The 12,140-nt window shown below is 60.8% G+C and carries 11 protein-coding genes and 1 pseudogene; all 12 read right to left on the bottom strand.

Features of this window, described 5'->3' with window-relative positions:
• A pseudogene (locus IB263_RS06655) lies at positions 1-168 on the bottom strand (lipoprotein-releasing system transmembrane subunit LolC); the annotation flags it as partial.
• A 19-nt stretch (positions 169-187) separates the two neighbouring features.
• Positions 188-1,516, bottom strand: a complete 1,329-nt coding sequence (proS, locus tag IB263_RS06650; protein WP_034803555.1) for a proline--tRNA ligase — start codon at positions 1,514-1,516, stop codon at positions 188-190.
• 748 nt (positions 1,517-2,264) lie between these two features.
• On the bottom strand, positions 2,265-2,534 hold the full coding sequence (locus tag IB263_RS06645) for a DUF1467 family protein (protein ID WP_034803557.1): 270 nt from the start codon (positions 2,532-2,534) through the stop codon (positions 2,265-2,267).
• A gap of 130 nt (positions 2,535-2,664) precedes the next feature.
• Positions 2,665-3,069, bottom strand: a complete 405-nt coding sequence (mce, locus tag IB263_RS06640; RefSeq protein WP_034803559.1) for a methylmalonyl-CoA epimerase — start codon at positions 3,067-3,069, stop codon at positions 2,665-2,667.
• Positions 3,070-3,126: 57 nt separating this feature from the next.
• Positions 3,127-4,794, bottom strand: a complete 1,668-nt coding sequence (locus tag IB263_RS06635; RefSeq protein WP_060580866.1) for a ribonuclease J — start codon at positions 4,792-4,794, stop codon at positions 3,127-3,129.
• 25 nt (positions 4,795-4,819) lie between these two features.
• Positions 4,820-5,584: a biotin--[acetyl-CoA-carboxylase] ligase gene (locus tag IB263_RS06630; protein WP_162727209.1), complete on the bottom strand. Its 765-nt coding sequence runs from the start codon at positions 5,582-5,584 to the stop codon at positions 4,820-4,822.
• The gene (gene nuoN / locus IB263_RS06625) at positions 5,584-7,026 is read right to left on the bottom strand and encodes an NADH-quinone oxidoreductase subunit NuoN (RefSeq protein ID WP_034803562.1); all 1,443 of its coding nucleotides are present in this window, start codon (positions 7,024-7,026) and stop codon (positions 5,584-5,586) included. Before nuoN ends, IB263_RS06630 begins: the two co-directional genes overlap by 1 nt.
• Before the next feature lie 19 nt (positions 7,027-7,045).
• A complete protein-coding gene (locus IB263_RS06620) occupies positions 7,046-8,557 on the bottom strand; it encodes an NADH-quinone oxidoreductase subunit M (protein WP_060522197.1) in 1,512 nt (503 codons plus the stop codon).
• Positions 8,557-10,551 carry an NADH-quinone oxidoreductase subunit L gene (nuoL, locus tag IB263_RS06615; protein WP_192437993.1) on the bottom strand — a complete coding sequence of 665 codons (1,995 nt, stop codon included), beginning with the start codon at positions 10,549-10,551 and terminating at the stop codon, positions 8,557-8,559. The genes IB263_RS06620 and nuoL overlap by 1 nt, the downstream gene beginning before the upstream one ends.
• Before the next feature lie 7 nt (positions 10,552-10,558).
• On the bottom strand, positions 10,559-10,867 hold the full coding sequence (nuoK, locus tag IB263_RS06610) for an NADH-quinone oxidoreductase subunit NuoK (RefSeq protein WP_034803568.1): 309 nt from the start codon (positions 10,865-10,867) through the stop codon (positions 10,559-10,561).
• A 28-nt stretch (positions 10,868-10,895) separates the two neighbouring features.
• Positions 10,896-11,510 (bottom strand): NADH-quinone oxidoreductase subunit J, encoded by a 615-nt coding sequence (locus IB263_RS06605; RefSeq protein ID WP_034804235.1) that lies wholly within the window; start codon positions 11,508-11,510, stop codon positions 10,896-10,898.
• Between the two features lie 138 nt (positions 11,511-11,648).
• The gene (nuoI, locus tag IB263_RS06600) at positions 11,649-12,140 is read right to left on the bottom strand and encodes an NADH-quinone oxidoreductase subunit NuoI (protein WP_025426590.1); all 492 of its coding nucleotides are present in this window, start codon (positions 12,138-12,140) and stop codon (positions 11,649-11,651) included.

The following is a 12,140-nucleotide window of genomic DNA, read 5'->3' as shown; positions in this document are numbered from 1 at the left end:
CATGATGCCGATGAAGGAGAAGCCGGCGATGACAGAGATGAAGGCTTCCTTGCGTCTGGAGCGCAGGTAGCGCCACGCCACCATACGCTCGAAGGCGGAAAAGGGTCGGCTGGAGGACTTTTCAGGCCGCTCTGCGGCCTGCACCTGATTTTCAGTCACGGCGGTCATCCTGCCTTCCCTCGCCTCGTCACTTCGTTGCGATCAGCTTGTTGATCGCCGCTTCGACGGTCATCGTCTCGCGCTCGCCGGTCTTGCGGTCCTTGACCTCGACTTCGCCATTGGCGATCGAACGCGGTCCGACGATGATCTGGACCGGAACGCCGATCAGATCAGCCGTCGCGAACTTCGCACCGGCGCGGTCGTCCCTGTCGTCGAGCAGCGCCTCGAATCCAGCCTTGCCGAGTTCGGAATAGAGCGTCTCGCAGGCGCCGTCGCAAGCGGCATCGCCCGCTTTCATGTTGATGATGACGCCATCGAACGGCGCGATCGACTTCGGCCAGATGATGCCGTTGTCGTCATGCGAGGCTTCGATGATCGCCGGCACCAGACGGGTCGGACCGATGCCATAGGAGCCCATGTGCACTGCATGCTCCTTGCCGTCGGGGCCGAGAACCTTGGCGCCCATGGCTTCGGAGTACTTGGTGCCGAAATAGAAGATGTGGCCGACTTCGATGCCGCGGGCCGACAGTCGGTCGCCCTCGGCAACCGCGTTGAAGGCTGCCTCGTCGTGCATTTCCGACGTCGCCGCATAACGCGAGGTCCACTTGTCGAAGATCGTCTTCAGGCCGGCAACGTCATCGAAATTCGTGTCTTCGCCCGGAATGTCGAAGCCGAGAAAATCCTTATGGCAGAACACTTCGGACTCGCCGGTATCGGCGAGGATGATGAATTCGTGGCTGAGATTGCCGCCGATCGGGCCGGTATCGGCGCGCATCGGAATGGCGCGAAGGCCCATGCGTGCGAAGGTACGCAGGTAAGCGGCAAACATCCGGTTATAGGCGTGTTCGGCCCCTTCCCGGTCGAGATCGAAGGAATAGGCGTCCTTCATCAGGAATTCGCGCGAGCGCATGGTGCCGAAGCGCGGACGGATCTCGTCACGGAACTTCAGCTGGATGTGGTAGAGATTGAGCGGCAGGTCGCGGTAGGACTTCACGTAGGAACGGAAGACGTCCGTGATCATTTCCTCGTTCGTCGGACCGTAGAGCATCGGCCGGTCCTGCCGGTCCTTGATACGCAGCATTTCCTTGCCGTAGGCGTCGTAGCGACCGCTTTCCTGCCACAGCTCGGCAGACTGGAGGGTCGGCATCAGAAGCTCGATCGCGCCGGAGCGGTTCTGCTCCTCGCGGATGACCGCGTTGACCTTGTCGAGAACCCGCTTGCCCAGTGGCAGCCAGGTATAGATGCCCGAAGACTGCTGCCGGACCATGCCCGTGCGCAGCATGAGGCGGTGGGAAACGATTTCCGCTTCCTTGGGATTTTCCTTCAGGATGGGCATAAAAAAGCGGGACAGGCGCATGACGGGTTCCAGAACTTGATGAACGTCGCACTATCGGCGGATTCGGGCGAAATGACGTTGAGCGAGATGCCGGCTTCACCTTTTGATTGGTAAAGGCGACCGCTGCTTCTCGGGTCGGGCTCTCCATTTTCCATCACCGGCAAAGCCGGCAGGAACCTTTAGGAGCCTTGCGTTCATAGCTGCTTCGCCGGCGGAAGAAAACCCTGCTCTCCGTTGTCACGGGCAGAGAAAGCATCCACGGATTTTCAGGGGGAACTCGACGCCGTTCCTGCGTCAAAAGAGCACGCTAGTAACAAGATTACGACAGTAATTGTCAACGGGAATATTTTACCCGACTGTAGCAAAAATGCAAAAAAACAGGATGACAGAGCCCAATGTTTGGGCTAGTTTCGGCTCACAAAACAGGCATGAAGACTAAATTCTTGCCGACTTTCGCGGTCAAGTCTTGGGAGGATAAGATCTTAGGCGCGCTTCGTCGCTGCCGCCGGAAACGGATTAAAGATCACGCGAAACTTGAAAAACAAGGCTTTTAGCCTTGTTTTTTTTTGCTTTTCAGCAAGAGACAGACGCGCGAAGCACCTTACAAAATTGAACTATGTCAATTTCACGGCGGTCAATCCTGCAATTGCCCGGGTTCTGCCCACGGGCATGCGCGCAGGCTCCGTCAAGGCACAGATGTGCCCATCAAATTGCACAGAACATGTCGCATTGAGAGCGACCGGCTCACGCGGCGGCCGCGATGAACTTATCAATCAAATTTTGGGTAGAAACGCGGAATGGAATCTATGCCGTAGCCGAGCCTGACGGACAGGATATACCAGGCAAGTTGAATGACGGCCGCAATCACTGTCGTCAAAAGCACGACACGCTTGGCGTTGAACTTCGCCGGGGCGCTCTCGACACTCCCCGGAACGACGCTGTTTTCTTCAGCCTGAGTGCGCACGCCGAGGGGCAGCACGGCAAAGAGCGTGATCCACCAGATGATGAAGTAGATGGCAAAGGTCGAAAAAAGCGGCATTTCAAGCTCCCGGTGAAGGCGATCGGCAAGACAGCGAGCAACCCGCGTTTCGCCGCGACTTCCGCGACATTCCGTCCGCCTTATAGCGCTGACCGCCCGATCGCACAAACCGGCATCGCGCGATCTACTGTCACACCTCTTCGAGTTCGATCAGCGTACCCTGAAAATCCTTGGGATGCAGGAAGAGCACCGGCTTGCCATGGGCGCCGATCTTCGGCTCGCCATCGCCCAACACTCGCGCTCCGGCGGCGCGCAACGCGTCGCGCGCCGACAGGATGTTCTCTACCTCGTAGCAGATGTGATGCATCCCGCCCGAAGGGTTCTTCGCCAGGAAAGCGGCAATCGGTGAGCCCTCGCCGAGCGGCTCCAGCAGCTCGACCTTGGTGTTTGCAAGCGTGACGAACACGACGGTGACGCCGTGTTCGGGCAAAGCCTGTGGCTCGGTGACGGAGGCGCCGAGCGTCGAGCGATAGCTTTCGGCGGCGGAGTGAAGATCCGGCACTGCGATGGCGATGTGGTTCACTCTTCCAAGCATTGCGATCTCCCGCTTTGACGTCCGGTTCCGCTTACATGGTCACGGGCGACCGGCCAATCAGACTTTGGTGACAAACACCGTGACGATCGGCTTCTTGCCCCAGATCTGGTTGGCGGTGCTGCGCACGGCGCGGCGGACCGCCTCCTGCAGCATTGCCAGATCCTTGCGCTTTGCCCGCGGAATGCTCTCGACGGCGCCAAGAATGGCGTCATAGAGCGTGTCCTCCATGTCCTCGCCCTCGTCGTCGAACTCCGGCAAGCCGATCGCGACGATATCCGGGTCGCCCAGGAAATCGTAGCGGCTGTCGAGAACGACGTTGACGGCGACATGGCCGGCGAAGGAGAGCTTGCGGCGTTCGCCGATGCCCATCTCCTCGAAATCGCCGATGAGGCTGCCGTCCTTGTAGATGCGGCCATGGGGCGCTTCGTCGATCACTTCGGCGGGACCTGGCGCAAGACGCAGCATTTCGCCGTTCCTGAGACGCGGAACGCTGGCGATGCCGGACTGCCGGCCCAGTTCGCCATGCGCCGTCAGATGCGCCGCCTCGCCATGAACAGGTACGAGGATCTGCGGCCGTAGCCACTGGTACATCTGCTGCAGCTCGGTGCGACGCGGGTGGCCGGATACGTGCACCAGCGCCTCGCTGTCGGTGATGATGTGGATGCCCTGTTCCACCAGGCCGTTCTTGATGTCGTTGATCGCCTTTTCGTTGCCCGGGATCGTGCGTGAGGAAAACACGACCGTGTCGCCAGCCGAGAAGGCGACATTTCGCATCTCGTCACGGGCGATCTTGGCAAGGGCTGCCCGCGGCTCGCCCTGGCTGCCAGTCAGGATGACCACGACCTTGTCGCGCGGCACGTAGCCGAACTCGTCTTCGGCGAGGAAAGGTTTGATGCCTTCCATCAGCCCAAGATCCGTAGCGACGGCGACGACCCGCTTCATCGAACTGCCGAGCAGAAGCACATCCCTGCCGGCCTCTTCCGCCGCTTCGGCGATCGAGCGGATGCGCCCGACATTCGAGGAGAACGTCGTGATCGCCACCCGACCCTCAGCGTTGGCGATGATCTTCGTCAGGCTTTCGGAAACCTCCTGCTCCGACGGCGAAACGCCGTCGCGCATCGCATTGGTGGAATCGCAGACGAGCGCAAGCACACCTTCATCGCCGATCTGGCGGAAGCGTGTCTCGTCGGTCAACGGTCCGAGCGACGGGTGAAGGTCGATCTTCCAGTCGCCGGTATGAACCACGGTGCCGACCGGCGTGCGAATGATCAGCGACATTGGCTCGGGGATCGAGTGGTTGACGCCGACGGCCTCAATCTCGAAGGGGCCGACATTGATACGGTCGCCCTGCTTGAAGATCGTGATGGGGATCTCGCCCCGGCTCTTCTCGAAGTCCCGCTTGGCTTCGAGCATGCCTGCCGTGAACGGCGAGGCATAGACCGGCACATTGAGACCGGGCCACAGGTCGTTCAGACCGCCATAGTGGTCCTCGTGCGCATGGGTGATGATGATCGCCTTGAGATTGCGGCGCTCTTCGGCGAGAAAGCCGATATCGGGGAGCACGAGGTCGACCCCCGGGAGCTCTGGCCCCGGGAAAGTCACACCGCAATCGACCATGATCCACTGGCGGCTGCCCGGCCGTCCGTAGCCGTACAGGCCAAGATTCATGCCGATTTCGCCGACGCCGCCGAGCGGCAAGAACACCAATTCTTCTTCTTGCGCCATGTCGTGTTGCGCCCCTGTTCCAAATTTATCCGAAAAATACGTCGCCGGCGGCAATCGCCTGCGTCATGCCGTTGCCGGTGTCGAGCACCAGCCGTCCGGCCTCATCAATACCGGCAAAGCGCCCTGAAAGCGACCGGTCCGGCAGGTTCACGGTTATCGTTTCACCGATGCCGCGGGCTGCCGCCCGCCATTGTTCGATCGTCGTGGCGATACCGGCGCCCCGATCCCAAACCTGCAGGGTCTCCGCCATCGTCAGGAACAGGCGAGCAAACAGTTCGTCGGGCGAAACCGACGCACCTTCGTTGGCCAGCGACGTCACGGGATAGAGCCCTTCATCCGGCTGGACCGCGATGTTGATGCCGCAACCGATGACCAGCGCCCGGCGCCCGTCCGGGAGGCTTTCGCCTTCAAGCAGGATACCGCAGGTCTTCTTGCCGTCGATCAGGATGTCGTTCGGCCACTTGATCTCCACCGGCGCCGAACCCGGCGGCATCACCTGGCGGATCGCCCTGTGAACGGCGACGGCGACAGCAAGCGGCAAAGAGTGCAGGTGCTCGACCGGTGCCGGCTCGATGAGGAGAAGCGAAGCGTAGAGATTGCCCGGTTCGGAGAACCATGCCCGGCCGCGACGTCCGCGCCCGCCGGTCTGCCTGATGGCCGTGACCCAGAGATTGCCCGGGTCACCCTGGCGCGCACGCGCCAGGCATTCACTGTTGGTCGACCCGACCGCATCGAGAGCGACGTGCCGGAAATCGTCGAGCGAGATCCGGCCGCCGCTTTCAAAGGCGATCAAAAGAAGGTCCGCGCCGCGACTTCAGCGGCGTTTCCGAGCGGGCCGCCGATGAGCACGTATCCGAGAACGAACAGGCCCGAGAGACCGAACACCAGCCGCAGTTCGCCGGCGGTGCGGGCGAACTCGCCCTTGGCATCGTCGAACCACATCACCTTGATGACGCGCAGGTAGTAGTAGGCGCCGACGACGGATGCGAGAACGCCGATGATGGCGAGCGCATAGAGCTGGGCTTCAATGGCCGCCATGAAGACGAAGTACTTCCCGAAGAAGCCTGCCATCGGCGGGATGCCGGCGAGCGAGAACATCAGGACGGTCAGCACCGTCGCCATGAAGGGGTTGGTCTGCGAGAGACCGGCGAGATCGTCGACGTTCTCGACGTTTTCGCCTTCCTTGCGGCGCATCGCCAGGATGCAGGCGAAGGTGCCAAGCGTCATGACCATGTAGATGAGCATGTAGAGCAGCACGCCGCGAACACCAGCCATGGAGCCGGCGGCAAGGCCGACCAGCGCGTAGCCCATGTGGCCGATCGAGGAATAGGCCATCAGGCGCTTGATGTTCTTCTGGCCGATCGCCGCGAAGGCACCGAGCAGCATCGATGCGATCGAGATGAAGACGATGATCTGCTGCCAGTCTGCAACGACAGGCTCGAAGGCGTTGATGACGATGCGAACGAGGATCGCCATGGCGGCGACCTTCGGTGCCGCCGCGAAGAAGGCGGTGACCGGCGTCGGCGCGCCTTCATAAACGTCAGGCGTCCACATGTGGAACGGCACGGCCGAGATCTTGAAGGCTAGGCCGGCGAGTACGAAAACCAGCCCGAAGATCAGGCCGAGCGAGCGGCCTTCAGCCGTCAGCGCAGCCGCGATCTGGGTAAAGCCGGTGTGGCCGGTGAAGCCGTAGATCAGCGACATGCCGTAAAGCAGCATGCCCGAAGAAAGCGCACCGAGGACGAAGTACTTCAGGCCGGCTTCCGTCGAGCGGATGCTGTCGCGGTTGATGGCAGCGACGACATAAAGGGCCAGCGACTGCAGTTCCAGCGACAGGTAGAGCGAGATCAGGTCGTTGGCCGAGATCATCAAGAGCATGCCGAGCGTTGCCAGCACCAGAAGCACCGGGAACTCGAAACGGTCAATCTGGGCGGAGCGCGCATGGCCGACCGTCATCACCAGCGCGGTGATGGAGCCGATCAGGGCCAGAACCTTCATGAACTTGGCGAAGGGGTCCGACAGGAAGGCGCCGCCATAGGCTTCGCCTTCACCGGTCTTAAGCACGAGCCAGAGGCCAGCGATGATCAGGAGGGCAACCGCAAGACCGGTGACCGTCGACGCCGACTTCTCGCCGGAAAACACGCCAATCATCAGCAACGCCATCGCGCCGACCGCGAGGATCAGCTCGGGGATCGAGAGTTGCAGGCTTGCAAGGAGGGTTTCAGCAGTCATGTCCAATCACGTCCTGTGGTCATTGCACCGAAAGCGCAACGTTTTGCGCTGCCTGCAGGGCTGCGGAGTAGTTGTTGACGAGCAGATCCACGGAGGCCGCGGTCGCATCGAAGATCGGTGCCGGATAGACGCCGAAGAAGATCGTCAGGATCACCAGCGGATAAAGGATGGCCTTTTCGCGCGGCGACAGGTCGAGCAACGCCTTCAGGCTTTCCTTTTCCAGCGCGCCGAACACGACCCGGCGATAGAGCCAGAGCGCATAGGCGGCCGACAGGATCACGCCGGAGGTGGCAAAGAGCGCAACCCAGGTGTTGGCACGGAAGGCACCGACGAGGGTCAGGACTTCGCCGACGAAGCTGGACGTGCCCGGCAGGCCGACGTTCGCCATGGTGAACACCATGAAGGCGACGGCGTACTTCGGCATGTTGTTTACGAGGCCGCCATAGGCGGCGATTTCGCGGGTGTGCAGGCGGTCGTAGACAACGCCGACGCAAAGGAAGAGCGCGCCGGAGACTATGCCGTGCGACAGCATCTGGAAGATCGCACCCTGCACGCCCTGAACGTTGGCGGCAAAGATACCCATCGTCACGTAGCCCATGTGCGCAACGGACGAATAGGCGATCAGCTTCTTGATATCGGTCTGCATCAGCGCCACCAGCGAGGTGTAGATGATGGCGACGACCGAAAGCGTGAAGACGAACGGCGCGAAGTAATCTGAGGCCAGCGGGAACATCGGCAGCGAGAAGCGCAGGAAGCCGTAACCGCCGAGCTTCAGCAAGACGCCGGCCAGAATGACCGAGCCCGCCGTCGGCGCCTGAACGTGTGCGTCGGGAAGCCAGGTGTGGACCGGCCACATCGGCATCTTCACCGCAAAGGAGGCGAAGAAGGCGAGCCACAGCCAAGTCTGCATCTGGCGCGGGAAGTTATAGGCCAGTAGCTGCGTGATGTCGGTCGTACCGGCCTGCCAGTACATCGCCATGATCGCGAGCAGCATCAGCACTGAGCCGAGCAGCGTATAGAGGAAGAACTTGTAGCTGGCGTAAACGCGGTCCTTGCCGCCCCAGACACCGATGATGAGGAACATCGGGATGAGACCGGCTTCGAAGAACACGTAGAAGAGCACGATATCGAGCGACACGAAGACGCCGATCATGAACGTTTCCAGAACCAGGAACGCGATCATGTAGGCCTTCAGCCGCTTCTCGATCGACAGCCAGCTCGCCAGTACGCAGAACGGCATGAGGAAGGCCGAGAGCACCACGAACAGCATCGAGATACCATCGACACCGAGATGGTAGGAAATGCCGGTGCCGAGCCACTCGTGCTTCTCGATCATCTGGAAGCCCGGGTTCGAGGAATCGAACTGGTACCAGATGTAGACCGACACGGCGAAGGTGAAGATCGTCGTCAGCAGCGAAACGTTCAGGATATTCCGGCGGCCGTAGGCGCTGTCTTCCCTTGTGAGCAAGAGAAGCAGGACGCCGACGAGCGGCATGAAGGTGACCGCGGAAAGTACGGGCCAATCGGTCATCAGAAGGAACTCCTGAACATCATCCAAGTAACAAGCGCGGCAATGCCGATCAGCATCGCAAACGCGTAGTGATAGAGGTAACCAGTCTGCAGGCGGACAACGCGGTCAGTGACGTTGAGCACACGTGCGGCAATGCCGTTCGGGCCGTAGCCGTCGATCACGCGACCGTCGCCTTCCTTCCACAGGAAGGTGCCGAGCCACTTGGCCGAGCGTACGAACAGGAAGTCGTAGAGCTCGTCGAAGTACCACTTATTGAGCAGGAACTGGTAGAGGCCACGGTGCTGCTCTGCCAGATACTTCGGCAGTTCCGGCCGGCGGATATACATGTACCAGGCCGTGAAGAGGCCAAGCGCCATGGCGACAAACGGGCTCCACTTAACCCACTTCGGCACGTGGTGGTACTCATGCAGGATTTCGTTTTCCGCCGAGGTGAACAGCGCACCCTTCCAGAATTCGGCATAGCCTTCGCCGAAGAAGTGATCGTGGAAGATGAAGCCGGCGACCAGCGCACCGACGCCAAGGATATAGAGCGGCACCAGCATGACCTGCGGCGATTCGTGGACGTGATGCATGACATCCGAGGAAGCGCGCGGCTTGCCATGGAAGGTCATGAAGGTCAGGCGCCACGAATAGAAGCTGGTGAAGAGTGCCGCGACCACGAGCAGCGCATAGGCGAAACCGGAAACCGAGCTGTGGGCGGCATAGGCGGACTCGATGATCGCGTCCTTCGAGAAGAAGCCCGCGGTACCGATGATCGTGCCAGGGATGCCGACGCCGGTCAGTGCGATCGTGCCGATGAACATCATCCAGTAGGTAACCGGAATGTGCTTCCGGAGACCGCCCATGTAACGCATGTCCTGCTCGCCATCGACGGCGTGGATGACCGAACCGGCACCCAAGAACAGCAGAGCCTTGAAGAAGGCGTGCGTGAACAGGTGGAAGATCGCCGCGCCATAGGCACCGACGCCGAGGGCCACGAACATGTAGCCGAGCTGCGAGCAGGTCGAATAGGCGATGACACGCTTGATATCGTTCTGGACGAGGCCGACGGTCGCCGCGAAGAAGGCGGTGATCGCGCCGATGATGGTGACGACGGTCAGCGCATCCGGCGACAGCTCGAACACCGGCGACATGCGGGCGACGAGGAAGACGCCGGCGGTAACCATGGTTGCGGCATGGATAAGAGCCGAAACCGGGGTCGGGCCTTCCATGGCGTCCGGAAGCCAGGTGTGCAGCAGGAACTGCGCCGACTTGCCCATCGCGCCCATGAAGAGCAGCAGGGATGCGGCGGTGATGGCATCAGCCTTGTCGAGGTGCATGCCGAACAGGGTGACGACGGCCTCCCCTGCTCCCGCACCTTCGGCCGGAAGATAGGTCTTGGCGGCAGCGAAGATCGTTTCCAGGTTGACCGAGCCGAACAGCACGAAGACCAGGAAGATACCGAGCGCGAACCCGAAGTCACCGACGCGGTTGACGATGAAGGCCTTCATCGCAGCAGCGTTGGCCGACGGCTTCTTGTACCAGAAGCCGATGAGCAGGTAGGACGCAAGACCCACGCCTTCCCAGCCGAAGAACATCTGCACCAGGTTGTCCGACGTGATGAGCATCAACATCGCGAAGGTGAAGAGCGACAGATAGGCAAAGAAGCGCGGACGATGCGGATCGTGGTGCATGTAGCCGATCGAATAGACATGCACGAGGGTCGACACCGTGTTGACGACCACGAACATGACCGAGGTCAGCGTATCGACGCGGAACGCCCATTCGACATCGAAGGTGCCGGACTGGATCCAGCGCAGCACCGACACCTTGATCATTTCCTGGTGGCCCACGGCGACGTCGAAGAAGACGTACCAGGAGAGCGCAGCGGCAATGATCATCAGACCGCTGGTGACATATTCCGATGCCTTGGCGCCGATCGAACTACCGAAGAGGCCGGCGATCAGAAAGCCGATCAAAGGCAGGAAGACGATAGCCTTGATGATGGTATCCATAGCCCAATCAGCCCTTCATCATGTTGACGTCTTCAACAGCGATCGAGCCGCGGTTGCGGTAGAAGACGACGAGAATTGCAAGTCCGATGGCCGCTTCCGCAGCCGCGACGGTCAGGATGAACAGGGCAAAGACCTGGCCAGTGATGTCATTCAGGAACGCCGAGAAGGCGACCATGTTGATGTTGACCGCGAGAAGAATGAGTTCGACCGACATCAGGATGACGATGACGTTCTTCCGGTTCAGGAAGATGCCGAAGACGCCCAGCGTGAACAGGATGGCGCTGACGGTGAGATAGTGGGAAATTCCGATTTCCATTTTTTTGTTCCTCGATCTCGCGTCCGACTTAAATGCCCTGGCCGGGCTTGACCGTGACCACTTCGACGGCGGTCTCGGGCGTGCGGGCAACCTGCTGCGGGATGTTCTGGCGCTTGATGTTTTCGCGGTGGCGCAGGGTCAGCACGATCGCGCCGATCATGGCGACGAGCAGGACCAGGCCGGCGATCTGGAAGAAGTAGACGTAGTGCGTGTAGAGCACGTCGCCGAGCGCTGCCGTGTTCGTGCGGTCGGCGACCGCCGGGATCGGCATCGAAATCGACTTGGCGATCTCAGGCGAGAACGTCGCACCGCCAACCACGATGATGAGCTCGGCTGCAAGGATCAGACCGATCAGCGCGCCCACCGGCGCATATTCAAGCACGCCGGCCCGCAGTTCCGCGAAGTCGATGTCGAGCATCATAACCACGAACAGGAACAGCACCGCGACCGCGCCGACATAAACGACCAGCAGGATCATCGCGAGGAATTCGGCGCCAGTCAGCAGGAACAGACCTGCCGCGTTAAAGAAGGTCAGGATCAGGAACAGAACCGAATAAACCGGGTTCCTGGCCGCAATGACCATGAATGCCGACGCCACCGCGATGAAGGCAAAGAGATAGAAAAAAAGAACCTGCAGACCCATGATCGGTGCCTTCTTCGTCTTGCACGGCGTGAGGCGCTTCTGGCCCCACTCCACAGGCAAAGCCGGACACGCGTCCGGCCGTTGCCCAAACCTATGTCACATGCACCGCCCTCCCCGGGGCGGCGCTACGCTCTGGCCTCAGCGATAGGGCGAGTCCATTGCGATGTTGCGTGCGATTTCCCGTTCCCAACGGTCGCCGTTGGCGAGGAGCTTGTCCTTGTCGTAGTAAAGCTCTTCGCGCGTCTCGGTGGCGAACTCGAAGTTCGGGCCCTCGACGATGGCATCGACCGGACAGGCTTCCTGGCAGAAACCGCAATAGATGCACTTCACCATATCGATGTCGTAGCGAACCGTACGGCGTGTGCCGTCGTTGCGGCGCGGGCCGGCTTCGATGGTGATGGCCTGTGCAGGACAGATCGCCTCGCACAGCTTGCAGGCGATGCAACGCTCTTCACCGTTCGGATAACGGCGCAGCGCATGCTCGCCGCGGAAGCGCGGGCTGACCGGTCCCTTTTCGAAGGGGTAGTTCAACGTCGCCTTCGGCTTGAAGAAATAGCGCATCGACAGAAAGAACGCGCCGACGAATTCCTTCAGGAACAGCGAGCTGACGGCTTGCGAAAGACCGGCCAT

Source organism: Ensifer sp. ENS03 (assembly GCF_014852035.1).
GTDB classification, from domain to species: Bacteria; Pseudomonadota; Alphaproteobacteria; order Rhizobiales; family Rhizobiaceae; genus Ensifer; species Ensifer adhaerens.
Note: the sequence above shows the minus strand (reverse complement) of the source record. Positions and strands in the feature narration are given on the sequence as shown.

Bases quoted from the DNA above. Each gene is read 5' to 3' on its own strand.
- proS (WP_034803555.1), bottom strand. From the start codon at position 1,516: ATGCGCCTGTCCCGCTTTTTTATGCCCATCCTGAAGGAAAATCCCAAG.
- IB263_RS06645 (WP_034803557.1), bottom strand. From the start codon at position 2,534: ATGCCGCTTTTTTCGACCTTTGCCATCTACTTCATCATCTGGTGGATC.
- mce (WP_034803559.1), bottom strand. From the start codon at position 3,069: ATGCTTGGAAGAGTGAACCACATCGCCATCGCAGTGCCGGATCTTCAC.
- IB263_RS06635 (WP_060580866.1), bottom strand. From the start codon at position 4,794: ATGGCGCAAGAAGAAGAATTGGTGTTCTTGCCGCTCGGCGGCGTCGGC.
- nuoN (WP_034803562.1), bottom strand. From the start codon at position 7,026: ATGACTGCTGAAACCCTCCTTGCAAGCCTGCAACTCTCGATCCCCGAG.
- IB263_RS06620 (WP_060522197.1), bottom strand. From the start codon at position 8,557: ATGACCGATTGGCCCGTACTTTCCGCGGTCACCTTCATGCCGCTCGTC.
- nuoL (WP_192437993.1), bottom strand. From the start codon at position 10,551: ATGGATACCATCATCAAGGCTATCGTCTTCCTGCCTTTGATCGGCTTT.
- nuoK (WP_034803568.1), bottom strand. From the start codon at position 10,867: ATGGAAATCGGAATTTCCCACTATCTCACCGTCAGCGCCATCCTGTTC.
- IB263_RS06605 (WP_034804235.1), bottom strand. From the start codon at position 11,510: ATGGGTCTGCAGGTTCTTTTTTTCTATCTCTTTGCCTTCATCGCGGTG.
- nuoI (WP_025426590.1), bottom strand. From the start codon at position 12,140: ATGGCCGGTCTTTCGCAAGCCGTCAGCTCGCTGTTCCTGAAGGAATTC.